The following is a 22,854-nucleotide window of genomic DNA, read 5'->3' as shown; positions in this document are numbered from 1 at the left end:
GATGAGGGCGGGGCCGGCTCAGCCGGCGAGCGGCGTGTCGATGATCGCCAGGGGCTCGCTGCCGCGGATGACGTTGACGCGCGTGATGCCGAGCAGCGTGCGCAACGCACCGGCCGGGACCTTCATCGGTCCCGGCGAGGGCGCCGTGCCGGGCGCCGGCTGCGGGAAGGCCGTCGACCGGGCCGTATGGAAGGTGACGCTGCCCTCCACTTTCTGGATGATCTGGTGGATATGCCCATTGAGCACGGTGACGGATCCGAAGCGTCTGAGGCAGGCCAGCACCCGAGCCCCGTCCTGTGTCCCCCAGCCCCATTCCGGGTAGACCGTCCAGAGCGGTATATGGGCGAAGACGACGACGGGCGTGCTCGAGGAGAGCCCCGCGACGTCCCGCTCCAGCCATTCGAGCTGGTCGGCCCCGAGATTGCCGAGCCCGCCGGCCTTCAGATCGACGACGTTGACGAGACCGATGAAGTGGACGCCCTGCTGGTCGAAGCTGTACCAGCCGGCTCCGCGCGTCCCCCGACCGAAACGGTCGCGGTAGGAACGGCCCTGCTCGTCGTCGAGCAGGTCGTGCTCGCCGGGCACGAAGAACAGGGGCACGCCGGTGTCACGGAGGATCTGGTCGGCATCGTCGAACTCCTGATCCTTCGAGAGGTGGCTGATGTCGCCGGTGTGGATGATGAAGGCGGGCTTCTCGGGCAGCTGCCGGATCTGGGCCACCGCCTCGCGCAGCGTGCCCGATGCGTCGGGATTGGCCGGCTTGTTGAAGCCGACATGGCTGTCACTGATCTGCAGGAAGGTGAAGGGCGCGGGCGATCCCTCGGCGGCGAGCGCCCTGGGCAATGCCAAGGCGCGCGGCAGACCGCCTCCGAGCGACCAGAGCAGACCCGTGCCCGCCCAGGTCATGCATTCAAGGGCTCCGCGCCGGCTCAGCGCTCCGGGTGGGTGGAGGCTCTCGGGATTGTGCATCGAACCAGCTCCGCAACGGGACAGAAGCGTCCCTGCGGATCCTGATCATCAGTGGGCGCTCCTTATTCCCGGGCGCCGTCAAATCTTTCGCGTGTCGCGCGGCGTCGTCCACTTGCGCGAGGGCGTGACCGCTCAGTCCGGCTCGACGGGGACAGGCAGCCTCGAGGTCCCGAGATCGGCGCCGGCATTGGGCAGCCAGACCATCGCGGCGACCAGGATCGCCAGCCCGGCGAGGATCACGCGCCGGTTGCCGATGGCGTCGGCGAGGCGCCCGGTCACGAGCTTGGCGACCCTGCCGCTCGCGCCCCAGAGCACGAGCAGCGCGCTGGCCAGGAGCGTGTCGTGGTCGACGACGCGGTCGAGCACGACGGTGAGATCGGTGTCGCTGATGACGTGACCCGTCTGGGAGGCGATCGCCGGCAACGCCCACCGCCGTCCCCACTCGGCCCTCGGCGGACAACCTCCATCAGCCGCATCGCCAGGGACAACCGCCTTGGCAATGACAGCTAGCGGCGGCCTCGGCCGCCTCCATGGAAGCCGCGGCCGCCGCCGTGGAAGCCACGCCCGCCCGCGAAACCGCCGCGACGTCCGTAGACGGCGCGTCCGCCGTAGACGCGGCCGCCGCGATAGCCGTAAGCGCCGCCGCCGCGGTACCCGTAGACGCCGCCGCGACGATACCCGTACACGCCTCCCCGGTAATAGCCCGGCGCGCCGTAGTAGCCGCCGTAGACGTTCGGCCGGCACCCGCCATAAGGCCCACGGTGGAAGCCGGGGCCGCAACCGCCCGCCGCCGCTGCCGTTTCAACACCGATCCGCCCCTTCTCGAGCGAGCCCATCCCGAGCCAGGCCCCAAAGGCCAGGGCAGCGAACGCCAGCCATCCCATGCGTCGCATCACGTGCTCTCCAGCGTGGGCCGACGCCGACCAAGTCGGCGGTCGCGCCGGCATTCATCCCGACCATCGCGTCCCCTCCTGGGATGCGATACGGAACGTGGACTAGAGCGTCGGTCGGGACCGATGTCAGCGCCGTAACGGTTACAGTGTTGACTTCGAGCCTCGGATCTGCGGCCCGTTCCGCCTGTCGGTGCACGGCATCAGACTTCGCCGGCAGTCGCACGGGCTGACGATGTCCGCAACGCGACCTCGCTCCGGCCAGCGATCGGTCAGTAGCCGTAGGGACGGCAAGTGCCTGAATAGGAATCGTAGTGGCGGTAAGGCCCGCATCCCGCGCGGTAGGCGGCACTGCCGAGACCGTAGGCGGCGGCCGCACCAACGCCGGCCGCGGCCAAGCCGTAGCCGCCATATCCGTAGCGGCCAGCCCGACTGTACCCATATCGCCCGTAGCCGCCGCGGTATCCGCCGGCGACGCCGCCCCGAGGGCCTCTGAACCCGCCACGGTAACCACCACGGACGCCGGCCACCCTGCCACCGCGGAAGCCGCCACCGTGAAAGCCGCCCCCGTGAAAGCCACCCCCGCCGCGGAAGCCGCGCGCGTCTGCCGTCACGCTCGTCAGGAGCAGGGCGGCGAAGGCGGTGGTTGCAAGGACGAGCTCCTTCATGGCGTCACTCCCTTGGCGAATGCTGACGATCTTGGCGAATGCTGACGATGGCACCCCCTTGCGACAGGTTTCTTCGCTTGTACCTGCCTGCTGTGCGAAACGGCGCGACGGACGCTCTTCGCCGTGAGCTGGAACCAACCGGGCGACGCGTCGCGCGAATGCTCCCAGCCAAACGATCCCGCATCCTGGCGGGTCCGGCAGTAGCCAGCCACTAGAGCGCGGGTCCGGGGAGATGTCATCGCTGTAACCGTAACAGAGATGACTTCCGGTCCCTGATCCGCGGAGGATTGCAGCGATCGGGAGATGCCTCGGCGGAGGCGAGCCAGTGCCGATCGCGTCGCGCCCACGAGGGCTCGTGAGACTGCAACCAATCGCTCGGACGCGATGACGCCGCCGGCTTGCTCGCGGCTCTCAATCGACCAGTCCCGCAGGACAGGCTTTCGGGACCGCGGCCCGGCCCAAACGCAAGAGGCACCCATGGACATCCGCACATGCCGCGTCGAGGCCATCGGCCCCCTCTGGCTCACCTTCGCGGGCTGCGGCGGCGCGGTGGTCGCGGCTGGCTTCCCAAAGGTCGGCATCGGTCCGCTCGGGGTGACGAGGAAGACCCGCTCCGGTCATGGGACGTCCGGTCATGGGACGACGGCGCACCCAACCCCAGCGGCAGCGACGACGGCCCGTTGCGCCGGCTGGACGCCCTGAAGCGGCTGACGGAAGTCGAACGGCTGTCGCCGCCAAGGTGAGGAGGTCCCGACGTGATCGATGCACCCACCCGTGACCGACTGCACGCCGCACGGGATGTCCATCCGGGCATGGTGCCCGTTCCCGGCGGGACCTTCCGGATCGGATCGGACAAGCACTATCCGGAGGAGGCGCCGGTCCGACATGTGCGCGTCGACGGGTTCTGGATCGACGCCACCCCCGTGACGAACGCGCAGTTCCGGGAATTCGTGCGCGCGACGGGACACGTCACGATTGCGGAGACGCGGCCGGACCCGAAAGACTATCCCGGCGCGCTGCCGCACATGCTTCAGGCGGGCTCATTGGTCTTCAAGCCGCCGAAGGGCGATGTCGACCTGCGGAACTGGGGCTCGTGGTGGCGCTTCAAGTTCGGCGTGCACTGGCGCAAGCCGTACGGTCCTGGCTCGTCCATCGCCGGCCTCGACGAGCATCCGGTCGTCCACGTGGCCTATGCGGACGCGGAAGCCTACGCCGATTGGGCCGACAAGGACCTGCCGACGGAGGCCGAGTGGGAGGTTGCGGCCCGCGGTGGCCTGGACGGGGCCGAGTTCGCCTGGGGCGACACGCTCACGCCCGGCGGTCGGCACATGGCCAATACCTGGCAGGGCGCCTTCCCGCATCAGAACCTCGCCCAGGACGGCTACGAGCGCACCTCGCCGGTGACCGCCTTCCCGCCGAATGGCTACGGCCTGTTCGACATGATCGGCAATGTCTGGGAGTGGACGGTCGACTTCTACACCGATCGCCACCCAGCCGAGGCGGTGAAGGCCTGCTGCGTACCGCAGAACCCGCGGGAGGCGCGGGAGGACGCGAGCTACGACCCCGCACAGCCAACGATTCGGATCCCCCGTCGGGTGATCAAGGGCGGCTCGCACCTGTGCGCGCCGAACTATTGCCGCCGCTACCGTCCGGCCGCGCGCCACCCGCACCCCATCGACACCTCCACGAGCCACATCGGCTTTCGCTGCGTCAGGAGAGGACCATGACCGATCCCATGCTGCCGAACGATGCGTCAGGACAGGCCACCGCATCGCCGGGGCGAGCGGCCGGAGACGGGGGCATGGCCGGCCGCAATCCGGCTGCCCAACGCTCGCGCCCGAGTCGGCGCAACGTGCTTCTGGCGGGCACGACGCTCGCGGCGACAGCCGGTCTGACGCCGGTATCGACGATGGCACAGGCCCAGCCACGTCCCGCGCAAGGGGCCACCGCTTCAGGCAAGCCCAACATCCTCGTGATCATGGGCGACGACATCGGATGGTTCAATCCGAGCATCTACCATCGCGGCATCATGGGTTATCGGACCCCGAACATCGACCGCATCGGGAACGAGGGGGCGATGTTCACCGACTGGTACGGCGAGCAGAGCTGCACGGCAGGACGGGCCGCCTTCATCACCGGGCAATCGCCGATCCGCACGGGCCTCACGAAGGTCGGTCTGCCCGGCGCGGATATCGGCCTGCGGGCCGAGGACCCGAGCGTCGCCGAGCTCCTCAAGCCGCTCGGCTACGCGACCGGGCAGTTCGGGAAGAACCACCTCGGCGACAAGGACGAGTTCCTCCCGACCGCACACGGCTTCGACGAGTTCTTCGGCAATCTCTACCATCTCAATGCCGAGGAGGAGCCGGAGAACCCGGATTATCCCAAGAGCCCGGAATTCCGGAAGCGCTTCGGTCCGCGCGGTGTCATCCGCTCGTCGGCGGACGGCCGGATCGAGGATACCGGGCCGCTCACGAAGAAGCGGATGGAGACGATCGACGACGAGACGACGGCCGCGGCCATCGACTTCATCGACCGCCAGCAGAAGGCCGGCAAGCCGTGGTTCTGCTACTTCAACTCGACCCGGATGCACGTCAACACGCACCTGAAGGCGGAATCGGACGGCAAGACCGGCAAGGGCATCTATCCCGACGGCATGGTCGAGCACGACGGACACGTCGGGCAGCTCCTGAAGACGCTCGACGACCTCGGCATCGCGCAGACCACCATCGTGGTCTACACCACCGACAACGGCGCCGAGGTGATGACCTGGCCCGACGGCGGCACCACGCCGTTCCGTGGCGAGAAGGCGACCAACTGGGAGGGCGGCTACCGCGTCCCGACCTGCATCCGCTGGCCCGAGGTGATCAAGCCCGGCACGATCCACAACGAGGCGTTCTCGCACTACGACCTCATACCGACCTTCTGTGCCGCGGGTGGCGAGCCGGACATCGTGGCCAAGTGCCTGAAGGGCTACCAAGCCGGCGGCAAGACCTTCAAGGTCCACCTCGACGGCTACAACCTGATGCCCTTCTTCACCGGGAGCGCGAAGACGTCGCCCCGGCGGGACTTCCTCTACTGGAACGACGACGGCGAGCTCGTCGCGGTGCGGGTCGCGGATTGGAAGGTCGTCTTCAAGGCGCAGGAACACGAGGGCATCGACGTCTGGAGACGCGAGTTCACCAATCTGCGCGCGCCCAAGCTGTTCAATCTGCGGGCCGATCCCTTCGAACGTGGGGACAGCTCCTTCGAGTACGAGAAGTGGTTCTTCGACCGCTCCTTCGTGGTCGTGCCGACGCAGGCTGTCGTGGCGAAGTGGCTCGAGAGCTTCAAAGAGTTTCCGGTGCGGCAGAAGCCGGCGAGCTTCAACCTCGACGAGGTCATGGCGAAGCTGACCGCGCCGCAGGGGACCCGATAGCGCATCGACCATGTGGCCCCGTCTTCGCTCCAGGGCGGCGAGCGGATCAAACGCAGGTTCGACGTGGCGATGACGCGGACGATCTCACCGGTGTCAGGTCTTGGAGCCTCGGTTTCGTTCGGAGGGCGAAGCATGCGCTCACGGATCAGGGCCATGAACCGCCGCGCGATCTTGTCGGGCGCCGCGACGCTCCTTGCGGCGCCGGGGATCCGGGGTGTCGCCGTCGCCGCCGCGCAAGCGGATCCGCTGCCGTCCTGGACCGAGGGCGGTCCCAGGCAAAAGATCCTGGACTTCGTCGGCCGCGTCGCCGCCGCCGGAGGGCAGGATTTCGTCGCGCCCGCGGAGCGCATCGCGGTGTTCGACAATGACGGGACCCTCTGGGCCGAGCAGCCGATCTACTTCCAGGCCGCCTTCGCCCTCGACCGGGTCAAGGCACTCGCGCCGCAGCATCCGGAATGGAAGGACACCCAGCCCTTCAAGGGCGTGATCGAGGGCGATCCCGAGGCGTTGGCCGCCTCCGGCGAGAAGGGCCTGCTTCAGATCATGGCGGCGACCCACGCAGGTATGACGACGGGTGTGTTCAACGGCCTCGTCGCGGACTGGCTCCGAACCGCCCGGCATCCCCGCTTCGACCGGCCCTACGACAGCCTCGTCTACCAGCCGATGCTGGAACTGCTCGGCTACCTGCGTGCCAGCGGCTTCAAGACCTTCATCGTCTCCAGCGGTGGGATCGAATTCATGCGGGTCTTCGCCGAGCGGGCCTACGGCATCCCACCCGAACAGGTCGTCGGCTCGTCCGGGCAGACCAGGTTCGAGATCGAATCCGACGGGACACCGGTCCTTCTGAAGGAGGCCAAGGTCGAGTTCATCGACGACGGCCCTGGCAAGCCATCGGGCATCGACCGCTTCATCGGTCGGCGGCCGATTCTTGCATTCGGCAACTCGGATGGCGACAAGCAGATGCTGGAATGGACGGCGGGCGGGACAGGCCCGCGCTTCCTCGGGCTCGTCCATCACACCGACGCCGAGCGCGAGTACGCCTACGATCGGCAGTCCCATGTCGGCCGCCTCGACAAGGCCCTTGACGAGGCCGGGGAGCGCGGCTGGACGGTGGTGGACATGCGGGAGGACTGGAAGGCGGTGTTCCCCCCGCAGGCGTGGAGCGCGCCATGACGGACGCGCCCACGCTCGACTGTCCCACTGGGACGGAGGCCGCGGGCGACAGGTTCTTCGTGCCCGCCGGCGTCTCAACCGAACCGGTCGACACTCTCAAGAGCCATACCGGCTTCCGGCGCGAGGGGAGCGGATCATGAGCGTCCGGCAGCCGGGCAGCGCCGCATCCGTCCACTGGCCGCTCCTTGCCGTCGCCGTTGGAGCGCCCGGCATGACCTCGGCCTCGGCGCAGCCGCCGGTGCCCCTCGTGGATGTCCAGGCCAATGCCTTCCGCCGGATCGTCTCCGGGAGCCAGCGTCGCATGAGGCAGCATGGGTCGGTCCACACCGCGGATGGCCATCTTGCCGGACGCCTCAGAGCCATCCGTCTGTCGCCGGACGGCATCGGGGAACGCGCCATCATCCAGGTCCGACCACGCCTGGGAGGAGGTTGGATCGGGGTCCCGCTCCATCACCTGGAGCGACGGCAGGGCCGGGTCGTCGTGGAGGCGGATGGCACGGCCATCCAGCGGATGCGACGGCTGGACAGGGCGGCGGAGGTCACGCGATGAATCGCTTCCGCGGCCCGGGTCGCGGCTTGTCGGCGTGCCTGACCTTGGCCGCCGCGACCGCGGCACAAGCGCAGGCTTTGGCCTCGCCCTCCGACGGCTGGGACAATGCCTATTACCAGATCCTCGCCGAGAGCCTGCGGCGATCCGGGCGCGGCCAGTGGGTCTACACCTCGGATGGTCACGCGATCGGCCGCATCGCGGACGTGCGCACGTCGCCCGACGGCATGCACGAACTCGCCGTCGTGGACGTGCGATCGCTGATGGGCGGGGGGGTGATCGCCGTCCCGTTCCACCGCTTGGCCCGACGGAGGGACCGGATCGTCTCGACGGACGATCGTGCCGCCGTCCTGACCATGCAGCGCCTCGACGTCCCGGCGCGGAGTGCACGCTGATGTGTGCCCGGTCGGGCTGCCTCGGTCTCGCGTTCCTGGTCGCAGCCACGTCTTGTCCGCATGGTGCCGCCGCGGCGCGAGCGTCCCGGCCTGCCCTCTCGGACCGGATCCGCATCCTCTACGATGCCCCGAAGAAGGCCGACTATCGCGGGATCTACGACGACATGCGTCGGCAGCGCGTGCTGGAGCGGATCGGGGCGATCGTCGGGCTCGCACGCCTTCCCGCCCGCCTGACCTACCGCCTCAAGGAGTGCGCCGGCGAGTTGAACGCCTGGTACGCGCCCGAGAACCGGAGCGTCACGCTCTGCTACGAGCTCATCGAGAGCGTCTACAAGGCGGCCCCGAAGACGAAATCGCCGGCCGGCGTCACGCGTCAGGAGGCGCTCGTCGGTCCTGTCGCCCAGATCCTCATGCACGAGAGCGGGCACGCCCTGTTCGACCTGCTCGACATACCCGTTCTCGGGCGCGAGGAGGACGCCGCCGATCAGGTGGCCGCCTTCGCGCTGCTCCAACTGGGGGGCGAGGAGGCGCGGACGGTCGTGAACGGCAGCGCCTACTTCTTCGCGACGAACGGCAAGGACGAGCCGCTCGATCAGGGCGCCTTCGCCGACAGCCACGGCTTGTCCTGGCAGCGCTTCTACAACCTCGCCTGCCTGGCCTACGGCTCCGACAAGAAGGCTTTCGGATACATCGTCGCCAAGGGCCATCTTCCGAAGGACCGGGCCGAGGGCTGCGGCGTGGAATACGATCAGGTCGCCTTCGCCTTCGACAGGCTGATCGTCCCGCATCTCCGCGTGAAGCCCGGCCCGGGAGAGCGCCTGCGGCATGCGTTCCAGCGTGCGGCGCGCGGCCGGTAGGCGCCGACGGCCACATCCTCGAAACGGAAGCCCCGGCACACCGCGTCGCGCCCGGTGTTGCCCAGCGGACATACTCTCACAGGAAGCGGTGAGACCGGGCTTTACAGGCTATGCTTCGGGCAGTCTTCTGAGCGTATTCCGCGATGCCGGCAAGTATCCGAGAACGGAACAATACAAACGGGGGCGAAACTATGCGGTCGTTCGTGCGCAATCTGTCTCGCGGATTGGCTCTCGGCGGGATGCTCGTTTCCGTTCCCACCACCGAAGCCGCCGAGGGTGGCCTCAGCTTCTACATCGAAGGGCAGGCTGTGCCCCTGGGCGGGATCGTGCCGCCGCCGGGCCTCTACTTCGACAGCACCACCTACTTCTACAACGGCAAGATCGGCGGCAATCGGCAGACCCAGCTCGGCGGCAACGTCGTCGCGAACGTCAATGTGAACCTCGTGGCCGACTTCGCGACGGCGCTGTGGGTCACTCCGGTCGAGATCCTCGGCGGCGAACTGGCCTTTGCCTTCGTGATGCCCTTCGGCGAGCCGGCCGTGCGCGCGGGTGTGCTGCTCAACGGCCCTCTCGTCAACCAGGTGCTCGGCCGCCCCGTCGGCGTGAGCGTGGCGGACGCGACCCTGAACCCTGGCGATCCCATCGTGTCGGCGAGCCTCGGCTGGCATTCCGGCAACTGGCACTGGAAGCTGGCGGGTGTGCTCAGCATCCCGGCCGGCGGCTACGAGCCGGGGCAGCTCTCGAACGTCGCCCTGAACCGCACCATCGGCGACGTCTCCGCGGCGGCCACCTATCTCGACCCTGCCCTCGGCATCGAACTCTCCACCGCTGCGGGCTTCACCTTCAACGGCAAGAATCCGGCGACCCAGTACACGACCGGCACGGAGTTCCACGTCGACGTCTCGGCCTCGAAGTACTTATCCAAGGAAGTGTCGGTCGGCGTCATCGCCTCGCACTATGAGCAGATCACGGGCGACAGTGGCCCCGGGGCCCGTCTCGGCCCGTTCAAGGGGCGTGCGACGGCGGTCGGCGGTACCATCAGCGTGACCGGCGAGGCCGGAAAGATCCCGATCACGGCGCGGCTGAAGGTCTTGCGCGAGGTCGAAGTCGAGAATCGCTTCCAGGGCACGATCGGCTTCCTGGAGGTGTCGTTTCCGCTCTGGGTCGCGCCGCCGAAGGCCGCGCCGGAGCCCAAGCCCTTGATTGCGAAGTTCTGAGGCGTGGAGCGGCTGCCGCTGTTGTGGAAGCCGAACAGAGGCCGACGAAGGTCAGCAGCACCGTTCAGCCGGTGGTCGATGCCGCCGTGAACGCGCAGCGTGATCGACCACCGCGTCTAGGACGCCCTCTCGAGCGCCTCCTTGAGGACGGCGTCACGCCGGCGCGGTGGCAAGACCGATGACCCGCGTGAACGCGTCGGCCGGGACGTCCCCGAGCATTGCCGTCGCGTTTCCCGCGCGCCCGGCCAGATCGCCTGACGGCAGGCGCGGAATCCGCAAGGCTGTTACGGTTACAGGGCTGACAGGGTCGGCAGCGCGTCCATAATCCGGGTGGGAGCGCGTGGGCATGTTCCAGGACGGCGCGGATCAGCGGGACGGTGGCAGCGGAACGGCCGCAAGGGCCGCCATCCTCGACCTGCAGGCTCGCATCAACCAGGACATCATCGGCCAGGAGCGCGTGGTCGAGCGCCTCGTCATCGCGCTGCTCGCCGACGGCAACGTCCTGCTCGAGGGATTGCCCGGCCTTGCCAAGACGCGGGCGATCAAGAGCCTCTCCAAAAACCTGGAATCGGCCTTCAGCCGCATCCAGTTCACGCCGGATCTGCTTCCGTCGGACGTGACCGGCGGCGAGATCCTGCGCAGCGACGGGCAGTTCGAGTTCCGCAGAGGGCCGGTCTTCGGCAACCTCGTTCTGGCCGACGAGATCAACCGTGCCCCCGCCAAGGTGCAGTCCGCGCTCCTCGAGGCGATGGAGGAGCGCCATGTGACGGTGGCCGGCACGCGCTACGACCTGCCCCCGCTCTTCATGGTGCTCGCCACCCAGAACCCCATCGAGCAGGAGGGGACCTATCCGCTGCCCGAGGCCCAGATGGACCGGTTCCTCATGCATGTCCGGATCGACTATCCTTCGGACGCCGACGAGGTGCGGGTCCTGCGCCTCGTCCGGTCCGAGCAGGCCGCGTCCGGTCCGAAGGCCGGCGGGCCGCCGAAGATCCCGCAGCAGGTGATCTTCGACGCACGCGCCGAGATCGATCGCGTGGTCACCAAGGATGCGATCGAGGCGTACATGGTCGGCCTCGTCGCCGCGACACGCCGGCCCGGCGAGTTCGGGGACAAGCTGAAGCGCTGGATCGCCATCGGGGCGAGCCCGCGCGGCTCGCTGGCGCTCGACCGCTGCGCGCGGGTCGGCGCCTGGCTGCGGGGACGCGACTACGCCACGCCGGAGGACGTGACGGCGATCCTCCACGACTGCCTGAGGCACCGCGTCTCGCTGAGCTACGAGGCGGGCGCGGATGGGCTGATGCCGGACGCAGTTCTCGACGAGGTGGTGAGGCAGGTCGCGGTGGCGGCCTAATCCCGGGGCGTGCGATGGCTCGGCTGAGGCAGCCCGTGCAGCGCGGAGGAGCCGGCGAACGGGGCGGCGGAGAGGCACGCGCCTTCGTCACGCTCGACGAGCTGATGCGGCTGCGGCATCGCGCCCGGGGCTTCAGCTTCCTGCCGCGCCAGCCCGTCCAGAGCCTGCTCTCGGGGCGGCACGCCTCCCGCCTGCGCGGGCGCGGGCTGAACTTCGAGGAGCTGCGCCACTATTTCGCGGGCGACGACACCCGCACCATCGATTGGTTGGCGACCGCCCGCCTCGGTGCGCCGCACGTGCGGGTGTACTCGGAGGAGCGCGACCGGCCCGTCCTCCTCCTCGTCGACCAACGCAGCTCGATGTTCTTCGGCAGCCGCCGGGCGATGAAGTCGGTCGTGGCGGCCGAGGCAGCGGCGCTCGCGGCCTGGCGGGTCACCTCGCTCGGCGATCGGGTCGGCGCAGTCGTGTTCGGTGACCGCGAGAGGATGTCGATCGGGCCGCAGGCGCGCGAGAGCGGGGCCGTGCGGGTCATCGCGGAGGTCGCGCGGCAGAACAGGACCTTGGGAGCCGGCATCGCCCCGCCGGACGCCGACGGGCGGTTGAACGAGGCCTTGCGCCGGGCCGAGCGCATGGCCACGCACGATTGGCTCGTCTGCCTCGTCACCGACGCCGCCGGCGCGGACGAGGAGACGACGCGCCTCGTCACCCGGCTGACGGCCCACAACGATGTTCTGGCGATCCACATCCATGATCCCCTGGAGCTGGATCTGCCGGACGTGGGCCGCGCGGTGTTCAGTTCGGGGGGGGCGCAGGTCGAGGTCGATTCCTCCTCCCCGGGCCTGCGCCGCCGCTACGCGGACGAGCGCGCCGCGTGGGGCGAGCGCCTGACCGGGTTGTCGCGCCGCCGCGCCATCCCGATCCTGCGCATCTCGACCGAGCGGGAGGTCGCCACCCAGCTGCGGGAGCTGATCGGGAAGCGGATGGAGCGGCGGGCTTCCTCCGCGGGAGGCGGACGCGATGGCTGACGATCCCGGAAACCTGGCGAACCTGCGGGACTTGGCCGTGCCGGACCCGGTCGCGTTCTGGCCGCCGGCGCCCGGTGCCTGGTTCGTCCTGGCGGGGCTCGGCGCCATGCTGGCGATGTCCCTGCGGGACGTCCTCAGCCGGCACTACGCCGACGCCTATCGCCGCGCGGCCATGGCCGAGCTCGATCGCATCGCGGCCTCCCTCGGTCCCGACGCCTCCGCGGTCGATCGGATCTCGGAGGTGATGAAGCGGGCCGCCCTGGTGGCCTTCCCGCGTGACGAGGTGGCGCCCCTCAGCGGTGCCGGGTGGGCCGACTTCGTCGCAAGGACCGGAGGCGCCAAGCTCGATGCCGGGGCCGTGCGGAGGCTCCTTCTCGAGGCCTACGACACCCGGCATCCTGATGCCGGGGAGGTGCGAAACCTCATCGCCCAGGCCCGGATCTGGGTCTCGGAGCACCGCAGGCCGGCCGAGGCGGGAAGGTCCTGACCATGCTGGCCTTCGCCCACCCCTGGCTCGCGCTGCTCGCCCCCCTGCCGCTCCTGGCCTGGTGGCTGCTGCCGGCTCACACGGCTTCCCGCGCCGGATTGCGCGTTCCCTTCTTTGCCCGCCTCGTCGTCCTGACGGGACAGCAACCCCGCCAGGGCGGGGTCGTGGCTCCGAGGAGCCTTCCGCGCCTCGCGACGCTCGTTCTCTGTTGGGGGCTGGTGCTCGCCGTGCTGATGCGACCGCAATGGATCGAGCCGCCTCTTCACCGCGACGAGCCGACCCGCGACCTCCTCCTGCTGGTCGACCTCTCGGGGTCGATGGACGCCCGCGACTTCGTCGACGCCGAAGGCCGGACGGTCGACCGCTTGACCGCCGTGAAGGCGGTGCTCGACGACTTCCTGTCGCGCCGCCGGGGCGACCGCGTCGGCGTCGTCGTGTTCGGCGACGCGCCCTTCGCCCTCGTTCCCTTCACCACGGACCTCGACCTCTGCCGCGGGATGCTGCGGGATACGGTCGTCGGCATGGCGGGCCCGCGCACGGCGTTGGGCGATGCCATCGGCCTTGGGATCGGCCTGTTCAAGCGCAGCGAAGTCAAGGCGAGGACCATCATCGCGCTCACCGACGGCAACGATACCGCCAGCAGGGTGCCGCCGGCCGAGGCGGCGGGGGTGGCCAAGGACCGGGGCATCGTGATCCACACCGTCGCCATCGGCGATCCGACGACGGTGGGCGAGGACAAGCTCGACGAGACGGCCCTCAGGGATGTGGCCTCGACGACCGGCGGCGGCTTCTTCCGCGCCCTCGACCGCGCCGGACTGGTGCAGATCTACGACCGCCTCGACGGCATCGAGACGCGCCGGATCGACACGGTGACGGTCCGTCCCAAGCGCGACGTCTACTGGGTTCCGCTGGCGGCGGCCCTGCTCGTGTCGCTGCTGGCGCAGGCCGTCCGCCTGCTGGCCCACGGATACGGACGCGCCCTGGTCGCGCGGCGGGCCGGGACTGCTCCATGATCGAGGCATTGTCCGCCCTGCACGTGGAACGGCCCTGGTGGCTCCTGCTTCTCCTGCCGGCGCTGCTGCTCTGGTTCCTGGAAGAGCGGGTCTCGGAGACGGACGAGCGCTGGCGCGGCGTCATCGACCCCGCCTTGTTGCGGCATCTCCTCGTCGGCCGGGAGCCATCGTCCAGGGCTGGGCCGAACGCGCTGCTCATCCTCGCCTGGATCCTCGCCACGATCGCCGTCGCGGGGCCGGCCTGGGAGCTCGAACCGTCGCCCTTCGCGGATGCCGAGCCGCCGGTCATGATCGTCCTCAAGGTCACACCGTCGATGACGACCGCCGACCTGTCGCCGAGCCGGCTCGACCGCGCACGGCAGAAGCTGGCGGACCTCGTGAGCCTCCGCGAGGGCGCAGCCACCGGCCTGATCGCCTATTCGGGCGCCAGCCATCTGGTTCTGCCACCGACGCCCGACGGCGCCGTCGTCCTGGATCTCGCCAAGGCCCTCTCGCCCGAGATCATGCCGAAGGACGGCGACGATCTCGCCGGAGCGGTGACGCTCGCCGACGTCATCCTCGTGGGCCGTCGGCGCGGCGGTTCGATCCTGGTGATGGCCGATACCGTGACGGGCGAGCAGGTGAGCCGCCTCGCCGGCGCCAAGCTCACCCACCCCGCGACGATCCTTGCGCTGCTGCCGCCGGACCAGGATCCAGGACGGCTCGAGGACGCGGAGCGGGCATTGCACGCGGACCTCGTGGCCACCACCGTCGGTCAGGCCGACGTCGATGCGATCGCCGGGCGTCTCGACCGGGCCGGCCGGATCGAGGACGTCGCCGGAGAGGGGCGGCACTGGAAGGACGCGGGGTACTGGCTGACACCCGTCCTTGCCCTTCTCACGCTCCTGTGGTTCCGCCGCGGATGGGTGCTGGCATGACCCTCTTGCGTGCCCTCCGGACGCGTCCCTATGCCGTCGTGTCGGGGATCCTGCTCCTGGCGCTCGCGGCCGCCGCCGGCCGCGTCGGCTGGCAGAACCTGTTCCTGACGCCGGACCAGCGCGGACGCATCCAGATGGCGCGCGGGCATCCGGGAGAGGCCGCGTCCGCATTCCGCGATCCGCTCTGGCGCGGGGTGGCCCTCTTCCGGGCCGGCGACTTCAAGGGCGCGGCGCAAGCCTTCGGCGGCACCGATACGGCGGACGGCGCCTACGACCAAGGCAATGCGCTGGTCATGCTCGGCAAATACGACGATGCGGTGAAGCGCTACGACCGCGCTCTGGCGCTTCGCCCCGGCTGGGCCGACGCCGAGACGAACCGCGGGATCGCGCGCGTCCGGGCCGAGCGCGTGCGGCAGGCGGGCGGAGAGACCGGCGACACCGAGAGCAGCCCCGACGCCATCGTCTTCGACAAGGGCAAGAAGGGGGGAACCGACACCGTCGTCCAAGGCGACGCGAAGCCGATGTCCGACGAGGCCGTCCGGGCCATGTGGCTGAAGCGGGTGCAGACGCGGCCCGCCGACTTCCTGAGGGTGAAGTTCGCCTATCAGTTGCAGGCGGAATCGGGCGCAACCGGCACGCGTCCGGAGGCGAAGCCGTGAGAAGGTCGGCCGTCTTCGCTGCCCCGTGCGTTCTCGCGGCCACCCTCTCGGCCGCGCCCGCCGCCGAGATGGTGGTGCGGACCTCGCTCGATCCGCCCGGCGGAAGCGTGGTCGGCCAGCCCGTCCGCCTGCACGTGGACGTGCTCTTCCCCGGCAGCATGCCGCGACCGCCGCGCATTCGGCTCGGCGACGCCCCGGGCGCGCAGATCCTCCGCTTCGAGACGCAGGGGCTCACCCTGCGCGAGGCGATCGACGGGCAGCCCTATGTCGGGCAGCAATTCGAGTTCGTGGTCTTTCCCCGGCGCGGCGGCGCCATCGAGATCCCATCCGCCGAGATCACGCTGCTCGATGCGGCCGGCGATCCGGCCGGATCGGCGAGAAGCGCGGTGCAACGCATCGTCGCCACGGTCCCGCCGGGCCTCGACGCCTCCGGCCCCGTCATCGCGGCGACCGCGGTGACGGTGTCGCAGATCTGGGAGCCGGATCCGGGTCAGGCGCGTCTCGCGCCCGGAGGCGCCCTCGTCCGCACGGTGCGCCGTGGGGCATCCGGCATTCCCGCCATGGGCATGCCGGATCTCGCGTTCTCGGCACCGGACGGTGTCCGGATCTATGCCGATGCGCCCCGCTCCGAGGACCGGATCAACCGCGGCGCCGTCACGGGCGAGCGGGTCGACAGGGTGACCTACGTCTTCGAGCGACCGGACGCGTACGTTCTCCCGGCCATCGTGCAGCCCTGGTGGGATCTGGCCGCCCGGCAGGCGCGCTCGGAGACGCTCCCGGGGGTCACGATAGCCGTGGCCGCGGCATCGTCCGAGGCGCGGCAGCGACAAGGCCGAACCACGGCTCGGGCCTGGGTCGCCGGATCGGCCCTCCTCGGAGCTCTCCTGCTCGGCGTCCTCGTCTGGCGCCTGCGAGGCCGTAGGATCGCCCGCTGGCGCCCCTGGCGGACGAACCGCGCGGCCTCCGGGGCGGCAGCGCTGTCGCAGCTGCGCCGGGTGGCGCAGCGTGGCGACCCGGGAGCGACCTACGCGGCCCTGGCGACCTGGCTTGGCCGGATGCCGGCCGACACCCGGCAGCGGATCCGCGCAGACCGACGCATCGCTCCGCTGATCGATCAGCTCGAGCGGGCCCTGTTCGGGCCGGACGGCGGCTGGTCGGCAGAACAGGGACATGCGCTTCGGAACGCCGTCATCGAGGTCCATCGCACCGTGAGGCGACCGTCGGATCATCCGCAACGCGTCGATCTGCCGCCGCTCAATCCGCCATGGCCGAGATCGAAGGCGGGGCACTCCTGAGCGCAGGGCCTCCGCGTCTGCCTTTGGATCCTGAGCGGAGCATCCCGCATGGGTCGCGTCCCCTCATCGCCGATGGGATCGGCGGCGCGGCTGGTTTATCGCCTCTCGACGTTCGGAAGCTGGTACACGCCTGCGAGAACCGCGCTCGTCGGCACGTACGCCCGGACGATCAGCGCGAACTGACCCTCCGGCGCCGGCAGCCAGTTGGCCCGCTCGTCCGCGCCGGCCGGCTGCTCGCGTGACAGGGTGAGGGTGAGCGAGCCATCAGCGGCAAAACGCAGTTCGTTGGCGTCGAGGTCCACGGTCCCGATATTGGTGCGGCCGTTGGGTGGGTTCGGCAGCATGAAGTTGTCCTTGTCGTACATCGTCAGCGACCAGAAGCCGCCACGCGATCGATCCACCGGAGGCAGCGCATCCTTCGGGAACGTCATCGTGTAGGTGTGGCGGCCGTCGAGGAGCGTTCCCTTGGCGTCGGTGCCCCTGATGAAGTAGGTCGCCTCTCGGTAGTCGTTGACGTAGATGTAGATGACGGTCGCCTGGGCGCGGCTGAACCAGTCCGTGCCCCAGCGGCCGGCACCCTCCTGCCGCTGCCAGCCGTTGCCCGCGTCGACGCCCACCTGCACGTAGGTGCTGCTCGCATGCAGGGCCGCGTCGGAGGCCAGCGCCGCCCGGTCGAGGAGGGCCTTGTAGCGCGGGTCGGACCGGCGGAGGGCGATCAGGGTGCGTGCCTGGTCCGCCATCGCCGTGTCCGAGGGACCAACGGTCGGGTTTGCATTGAGCATCCTGGCGAGATCCTCCCAGAAGGTCTTCGGGTTGACCCACTGGGGCCGGCTGGCATCCGGATCGGCCGCGATCATCTGAGCCGTCACGCCCGGAGGGTAGACGGCATTGCGGGCCGCGGCCTGGCAGTCGAAGCGGCGTGGACCGGGCTGATCCTTGCTCAGGGGATACATCCCGATCTGATCGAGAACGGCGACCGCCCTGACCTTCGCCTCCGGCGAGCGCGCCGCGAAGCTGCGCGGGAGGACGCCCGCGATGTTGGTCGGCATCCGCAGGATGCCGAGGAAGCCGTCCGGCGTCGCGCCCTGCCAGTCGGGACCGACCAGCAGGAACTTGCCGCCCGGCGTGGCCGATGCCGAGCCGAACTGGTGGACCACGTTCGTGAAGACGTCGACGATCTGGATGGTCCAGTAGTGACCCTGGGGCGCGCCGACCGGCGTCTGGATGACGGCCGGCTCGACCGCGAGGTTGGCAAATCCCGCCCCGTACACCGTGTCGTTGTTCGGCGTCACGACCCAGCGCTGCGACGGTGAGATGTAGTCCGCGAGGCAGCCCGTCGTGTTCATCGGCGCGCCGGGGAGAAGCCCGAGCATGGCGCCGGGCTTCTCCTTCATGATCTCCCACATGTTGGTGCGGCCGAAGCCGTCGACCGCGGGATAGCCCCAGTAGTAGACGACGCGGGCGAGCGCCTCGACGTATGCCTCGTTGGCGAGCAGGGCCGGGACGCCGGCCGAGCGGGCCAGGTCGGCGTGGGCCGGCGTCAGGGCGCGCACCGGATAGGGAACTTGCGATCCGGGTCCGGCAGGTGCGGCCACGTCCGGTTGCGCCTTGGCAGGCTTCGCGGTCGCCACCCGCTCCACATCGGGCAGCGTCCAGGCCTTCTCGAACAGGGCCTTCGTTGGCGCGTAGAGGCGGAACATCAGCTCGAACTTGCGGGTCGGGTCGGTCGGTATCCAGTTCGCCTCCCGGCCGGCGAGGGGCCGCGGGCCGAAGTCGATGTCGACCGAACCGTCGGCGTTCTTCTGCATCTCGGCGGCATTCGAGGCCCGGCTCGCGCGGTCGACGTTCCTGATGAGCGCATGGGTCTGCCGGTCGTAGGCGGTCACCGACCAGTATTGCTCCACGGGCGCGTCCGGCGGGACGGTCAGGCGGTAGGTCGTCCCGCCGTCGTAGTCCTGGCCGTCCTTGTCCTTGATCGAGATCAGGTAGAACTGACCCGCGCCGAGCCGTTTGATGCCGATATAGGCATAGTGGTAGGCGAGTCCGCGCGCATCGACCGGGTAGCTGTCGGGCGCCGCGAAATTGTCCGCGGCGGCCTGGAGGAGGTCGAGGGGCGCGGGATACGTCCAGCGCGTCCCCGGGAAGTAGGGTGGCAGGCCGGCATCGTATCGCGCCGCGAGGACCGTCTCCGCCTCCTGGATCCCGGCGGCGAGCGCCTGCCTCGTCTCGGGGGCGGGCGCGAAGGGCTTGCCCTTCTCGATGCCGAGCGACTTGAGCGCGTCGATCATCGCCCGGTCGCGTTCGAACCACGGCTCGTCCTGGACGATGCGATTGAGCCCCTCGAAGAAGCTCCCGTCATAACGGATGGTCGAGTCGAAGAGGACGTCCTTGACGTCGGTGAAGACGGTGGACGGCGGCTTGGCGGCTTGGCTCAGCGGATAGACCCTGATCCGCTTGCCGTAGGCCACGGATCTCGCGACGTCGGCGTCGCCGTGGCTCGCCAGGTTCGAGCGGATCAGGGCGTAGCTGCCATGGGTCTGGGGCCGCAGCGTGGTGTAGCCGTCCGGCACCTTGCCCGCATGGTCGGGCGGCAGCACCACGAGCTTGAGACCCGCGCCCTTGTCGACCCCGAGCAGCCCGGCATCCTCCAGTGGCTGCTGCCACAGGTTGACGAAGTTGGCGTTGAGGGATCCATCGGGACCCGCCGCCGGAACCTCGATCACGATGGGTCCGACCTCCCTCGTGTCGAGGAACGTCATGAAGTAGAGCGTGTCGGGATTGGGCGTGAGGGTCTGGTTGCGCCAGTCGAGCGGTCGGCCCCAGTAGATGACCTGGTTCACCTTGCCGGACGTCTTGCTGAGCATCTGCTGCAGCATGAGGTCGTAGTTGACCACCGGCATGCCCCAGATGACGGCCTCGACCGCGCGGCGCTCGGTGGTGCGGCGGACGATCTCGTCCGGAGACGCGACCTGGGCCGATACCGGCAGCAGCGTGACCAGGAACGCGAGCGCCGCAAGGGTTGCTCTTGTCATGACCCTCTCCTTCCCGGTGACAGCCGCGCTCAGAACGGGTTGACGTAGTTCAGGATGGCCGATTGCCGGAGGACGATTTTCCGGACCACGTGCGCCACCTGCACGTGCTCGGTGAAGATCGCGGCCGTGCCGGTACTCCCGGCCGGCAGGCGGCGCGCCAGGGTCTCGTCGTCCAGGCGGAAGCGCACCACGAAGGGCGCGGCCTGAACCTCGCTCGGCGAGACCGCGAACCCGCCCGGCTGCGTCTGCCCGGTCGCGATGGCCTGCAGCACCGCCTCGACGCGGCCGGAATAGACCGCGCCCGGGGATGCCTTGAAGGTGGCCTCGACGGCCTGCCCGGGCTCGACGTAGCGCGCGAAGACCTGCGGGATCTCCGCTCCGAAAATGGTCTCCGAGGTATCGATGAAGGCCATCACCGGCGCCTGGGCGGTGACGCGCGCGCCCTTGCGAAGGGCCAGATTGGTCACGTAGCCGGCCGCGGGCGCACGCACGGTGGTCTTGTCGAGGTTCCACTTCGCGCCGTCGAGCTGCGCGCGCAGCTGATCGACCTCGGCCTGGCGCTGCTCCACGTCGAAGGCCCGCCCCGTTCCCCGGCCCTGCAACTCCGACATCTGGGCGAGACGCAATGCGGCGAACGTCAGCTGCGCCTCGATCGCCTCGACCTGCGCCCGGTAGGTGGTCGGGTCGATGCGGAACAGGACCTCGCCTTCCTTGACGGGCGTGTTGCCCAGGACGGGCACCTCCACGACCTCACCGGCCACCGAGGGCACGATCTGGACCGAGTTGCGCACCACCGCCGCGGGCCCGGCCGGGGCGCCCCACTGCATCGGGATGAACAGCCCCACCAGCAGGATGATCAGGACGATCGCCGGCGACAGCTTCCAGAACAGGTTCCAGCGGACGAAGCCGAGCCAGACGAACAGGACCAGGAGGGCGATGTAGGCGTTCAGCAGGACGACGATCATCGGGACGTCTCCCGCCGGGCCGGAGCGTCGACATAGGCCCAGGTCAGGATGAGCGGCCAGAACACGAAGCCGCAGATCAGGGTGGCCCAGCTCCCGATGGCCACCGCCTCAGCCCAGGGGTGGCCACGCCGGCGGGCGATGCGTCCGGGCATGACCCCGAGCGCGACGACGCACGCGACGAGCGTCGCGGCGACGACCAGCAGGACGATCCAAGCGAAGATGTCGAGGAAGGACATGGCTTCGCTTTCGAAAGCTCACCTGAAGGCCGTGTGCGCGTATCCGCTGAATGGAGCCAGGCAGATCGCGGCAGCCGGGACTAGGGAGATAGCGTGATCTCGCATCGCCGAACCCCTCCTGGCCGGGAACCCCTTGCAGGAGCCAACACTCCGTCGAAGCCGCGCCGAGCCCGTCCTTCATCGACCATCGCACGCGCCGGACGGTCCTCTGAGGCTGTAACCGTTACAGCTCGCCAGCTGCCGGCGGCTCATGAAATCCAAGCACCACCACGCCCGGGGCCGTTACGGTTACGGGCTTGAGCCGTCGTCGAAAGTGTTGCAGTCGATCTCAGCCGGCAGCGGCCGCGACCCTCTGCGCAACGATCTCGGCGAGAGCGTCGATCCTTGCGCCGATGGGCAGGTTCTCATCGGATCGGTCGCAGATGTCCGTGGCCTTGACCTCGCCGCTGCGGAAGTCGGACAGCGACCACGAATAGCGCTGGCCCTCCGCAATGCCATGGACGGCAACATCGAGGGCAAAGACCGCGTCTGATCGCGCGACCAATCCCCTGATGACCTGTACGGAGCCGTTGCGGTCCGGGAGTGGCGTGAGGAACACCTTGATCTCGCGCCCGGCGACGGCCTTCACGATCGCCTCGACGTACAACTCGCCCCGCACCATCGAACATCGATCCCTCCGGTCGGTCCGGTGCGTGACGACGACGGCCACGCCGGCGGGCCCGACCGAGCCGATCCTGCCGGAGGGCGCGGGCGCGGCGCTCTCACCCACCGGCGGCTCCTCCGAGCCTGATGGCGGTCGCGGAAACTCGAAGGTGGGAACGTAGGAACCCGGTCGCAGGACAAACCTGACCGCATCCCGCGCGCCGAAGCCGCCATAATACGCGGCAAGGGCCGCCCGCAGCCTGGTCGCCTCGATGCGGACGATGGGGTCGCTATCCGGGTCGAAGGTCCTGCCGCGCCCGAACACGTCGACGCCGATCGCATAGGCCTTGATGCGTCCGCCGCGGCCGGCCAGCGTCTCGGCCACGACGAAGGACAGGAAGCGACGATTGCGCTCGGACAACCGGATATGGCCGCTTGCGATCAGGGCACCGAGAGCGGTCTCGACTGCCGTTGCCTCGTTCGGCTCCAGGGGCGAAGCCGGTTGACGATCCAAGGCCATGGTCCCCTCGCAGACTGCGAACGAATCAGCTCTGATCATGCTAGGTATTTTAACGCATATCATAGATTAACAGATGTAAGAATTACATATTTGCTGGACAGTCACGAGATCGCGTGGAAGATGTCCTCCTCCGTTGCTGTGGCGAGTTCGCGGTACTCTTCTGTACGGGCAGGTCCGACAGGATCTGACGACTTTGCCCAGTACTCGGCTGCTTCGCATGCAGCCTCGTAGGCCTCGCAGAGTTCCCTGAGCTGGGCGTTCTCGGCGAACTTGCGACGAAGCTCCTGCCGGCGCTCGGGATGGCGCAGCAACAGTCTCGCAAGGCCGCGTTGCTGGGAACGCTCCATCGCAGCCTCCGGGCGCGGCAATCGCGGTCCCCCCGATCGGTCGCCCGCATGATGCGCGCTTCGTCCGGATCCGGGAATTGTAACCGTTACAGGGCCGTGGCTGACAGACGAGATCTCTGTCGCCGGATCGAAAGGCGCCGCACGGATCGGCCCGGCCCGCACGGGCGGGGTTTGCGACGGGATCACCCATGCCTGCGATGGCTGGGATCAGGCGCCGACGGGTCTTGAGGA

General features: G+C 69.3%; 23 protein-coding genes and 1 pseudogene. 15 read left to right on the top strand and 9 right to left on the bottom strand.

Annotated elements, in window-relative coordinates:
* Positions 1-18 precede the first annotated feature (18 nt).
* The 4 genes from F6X51_RS16075 to F6X51_RS28375 form a co-directional block, all read right to left on the bottom strand.
* The gene (locus F6X51_RS16075; protein ID WP_407658574.1) at positions 19-906 is read right to left on the bottom strand and encodes a metallophosphoesterase family protein; all 888 of its coding nucleotides are present in this window, start codon (positions 904-906) and stop codon (positions 19-21) included.
* 195 nt (positions 907-1,101) lie between these two features.
* A complete protein-coding gene (locus F6X51_RS16070; protein ID WP_150964685.1) occupies positions 1,102-1,392 on the bottom strand; it encodes an MFS transporter in 291 nt (96 codons plus the stop codon).
* An 83-nt stretch (positions 1,393-1,475) separates the two neighbouring features.
* Complete coding sequence (locus F6X51_RS16065; RefSeq protein WP_150964712.1) at positions 1,476-1,862, bottom strand: GCG_CRPN prefix-to-repeats domain-containing protein; 387 nt, start codon at positions 1,860-1,862, stop codon at positions 1,476-1,478.
* Between the two features lie 269 nt (positions 1,863-2,131).
* The gene (locus F6X51_RS28375; RefSeq protein ID WP_150964684.1) at positions 2,132-2,527 is read right to left on the bottom strand and encodes a hypothetical protein; all 396 of its coding nucleotides are present in this window, start codon (positions 2,525-2,527) and stop codon (positions 2,132-2,134) included.
* A 477-nt stretch (positions 2,528-3,004) separates the two neighbouring features.
* Between F6X51_RS28375 and F6X51_RS28630 the strand changes: the two are divergent.
* From F6X51_RS28630 to F6X51_RS15985, 15 genes and pseudogenes are all read left to right on the top strand, one after another.
* Positions 3,005-3,125: pseudogene (locus F6X51_RS28630) on the top strand (aquaporin Z); the annotation flags it as partial.
* A 214-nt stretch (positions 3,126-3,339) separates the two neighbouring features.
* The gene (locus tag F6X51_RS16050) at positions 3,340-4,254 is read left to right on the top strand and encodes a formylglycine-generating enzyme family protein (RefSeq protein WP_150964711.1); all 915 of its coding nucleotides are present in this window, start codon (positions 3,340-3,342) and stop codon (positions 4,252-4,254) included.
* A gap of 74 nt (positions 4,255-4,328) precedes the next feature.
* Positions 4,329-5,942: an arylsulfatase gene (locus F6X51_RS16045; protein ID WP_150964683.1), complete on the top strand. Its 1,614-nt coding sequence runs from the start codon at positions 4,329-4,331 to the stop codon at positions 5,940-5,942.
* A 132-nt stretch (positions 5,943-6,074) separates the two neighbouring features.
* Positions 6,075-7,115 carry an HAD family hydrolase gene (locus F6X51_RS16040; RefSeq protein ID WP_150964682.1) on the top strand — a complete coding sequence of 347 codons (1,041 nt, stop codon included), beginning with the start codon at positions 6,075-6,077 and terminating at the stop codon, positions 7,113-7,115.
* 136 nt (positions 7,116-7,251) lie between these two features.
* Positions 7,252-7,665 carry a hypothetical protein gene (locus tag F6X51_RS16035; RefSeq protein ID WP_150964681.1) on the top strand — a complete coding sequence of 138 codons (414 nt, stop codon included), beginning with the start codon at positions 7,252-7,254 and terminating at the stop codon, positions 7,663-7,665.
* Positions 7,662-8,057 carry a PRC-barrel domain-containing protein gene (locus F6X51_RS16030; RefSeq protein WP_150964680.1) on the top strand — a complete coding sequence of 132 codons (396 nt, stop codon included), beginning with the start codon at positions 7,662-7,664 and terminating at the stop codon, positions 8,055-8,057. The genes F6X51_RS16035 and F6X51_RS16030 overlap by 4 nt, the downstream gene beginning before the upstream one ends.
* Complete coding sequence (locus F6X51_RS16025) at positions 8,057-8,914, top strand: DUF4344 domain-containing metallopeptidase (RefSeq protein ID WP_150964679.1); 858 nt, start codon at positions 8,057-8,059, stop codon at positions 8,912-8,914. The genes F6X51_RS16030 and F6X51_RS16025 overlap by 1 nt, the downstream gene beginning before the upstream one ends.
* A 191-nt stretch (positions 8,915-9,105) precedes the next feature.
* Positions 9,106-10,131: a SphA family protein gene (locus F6X51_RS16020; RefSeq protein ID WP_150964678.1), complete on the top strand. Its 1,026-nt coding sequence runs from the start codon at positions 9,106-9,108 to the stop codon at positions 10,129-10,131.
* Between the two features lie 346 nt (positions 10,132-10,477).
* Positions 10,478-11,485, top strand: a complete 1,008-nt coding sequence (locus F6X51_RS16015) for an AAA family ATPase (protein ID WP_150964677.1) — start codon at positions 10,478-10,480, stop codon at positions 11,483-11,485.
* A gap of 35 nt (positions 11,486-11,520) precedes the next feature.
* Entirely contained in the window at positions 11,521-12,510 is a 990-nt protein-coding gene (locus F6X51_RS16010; RefSeq protein WP_246696833.1) for a DUF58 domain-containing protein, read from the top strand.
* Positions 12,503-12,997, top strand: coding sequence for a DUF4381 domain-containing protein (locus F6X51_RS16005; RefSeq protein ID WP_150964675.1), 495 nt, complete (start codon positions 12,503-12,505; stop codon positions 12,995-12,997). The genes F6X51_RS16010 and F6X51_RS16005 overlap by 8 nt, the downstream gene beginning before the upstream one ends.
* 2 nt (positions 12,998-12,999) lie before the next feature.
* Positions 13,000-14,010 (top strand): VWA domain-containing protein, encoded by a 1,011-nt coding sequence (locus F6X51_RS16000; RefSeq protein ID WP_150964674.1) that lies wholly within the window; start codon positions 13,000-13,002, stop codon positions 14,008-14,010.
* Complete coding sequence (locus tag F6X51_RS15995) at positions 14,007-14,927, top strand: VWA domain-containing protein (protein ID WP_246696832.1); 921 nt, start codon at positions 14,007-14,009, stop codon at positions 14,925-14,927. The genes F6X51_RS16000 and F6X51_RS15995 overlap by 4 nt, the downstream gene beginning before the upstream one ends.
* Positions 14,924-15,586 carry a tetratricopeptide repeat protein gene (locus F6X51_RS15990; RefSeq protein ID WP_150964673.1) on the top strand — a complete coding sequence of 221 codons (663 nt, stop codon included), beginning with the start codon at positions 14,924-14,926 and terminating at the stop codon, positions 15,584-15,586. Before F6X51_RS15995 ends, F6X51_RS15990 begins: the two co-directional genes overlap by 4 nt.
* Positions 15,583-16,881, top strand: a complete 1,299-nt coding sequence (locus F6X51_RS15985; protein ID WP_246696831.1) for a BatD family protein — start codon at positions 15,583-15,585, stop codon at positions 16,879-16,881. The genes F6X51_RS15990 and F6X51_RS15985 overlap by 4 nt, the downstream gene beginning before the upstream one ends.
* Before the next feature lie 95 nt (positions 16,882-16,976).
* On the opposite strand, the gene F6X51_RS28975 is transcribed toward F6X51_RS15985, so the two are convergent.
* The 5 genes from F6X51_RS28975 to F6X51_RS15960 form a co-directional block, all read right to left on the bottom strand.
* Positions 16,977-19,913, bottom strand: a complete 2,937-nt coding sequence (locus F6X51_RS28975) for a DUF1254 domain-containing protein (RefSeq protein WP_191970141.1) — start codon at positions 19,911-19,913, stop codon at positions 16,977-16,979.
* A 29-nt stretch (positions 19,914-19,942) separates the two neighbouring features.
* Complete coding sequence (locus F6X51_RS15975) at positions 19,943-20,878, bottom strand: HlyD family secretion protein (RefSeq protein ID WP_150964672.1); 936 nt, start codon at positions 20,876-20,878, stop codon at positions 19,943-19,945.
* Complete coding sequence (locus F6X51_RS15970) at positions 20,875-21,114, bottom strand: DUF3302 domain-containing protein (RefSeq protein WP_150964671.1); 240 nt, start codon at positions 21,112-21,114, stop codon at positions 20,875-20,877. Before F6X51_RS15970 ends, F6X51_RS15975 begins: the two co-directional genes overlap by 4 nt.
* 328 nt (positions 21,115-21,442) lie before the next feature.
* Complete coding sequence (locus F6X51_RS15965; protein WP_246696830.1) at positions 21,443-22,276, bottom strand: hypothetical protein; 834 nt, start codon at positions 22,274-22,276, stop codon at positions 21,443-21,445.
* 101 nt (positions 22,277-22,377) lie between these two features.
* Positions 22,378-22,623, bottom strand: coding sequence for a hypothetical protein (locus F6X51_RS15960; protein WP_150964670.1), 246 nt, complete (start codon positions 22,621-22,623; stop codon positions 22,378-22,380).
* Between the last annotated feature and the right edge of the window lie 231 nt (positions 22,624-22,854).

Origin of the sequence: Methylobacterium planeticum, from assembly GCF_008806345.1 — a bacterium.
GTDB classification, from domain to species: Bacteria; Pseudomonadota; Alphaproteobacteria; order Rhizobiales; family Beijerinckiaceae; genus Methylobacterium; species Methylobacterium planeticum.
This window is presented reverse-complemented; position numbering and strand designations above follow the sequence as displayed.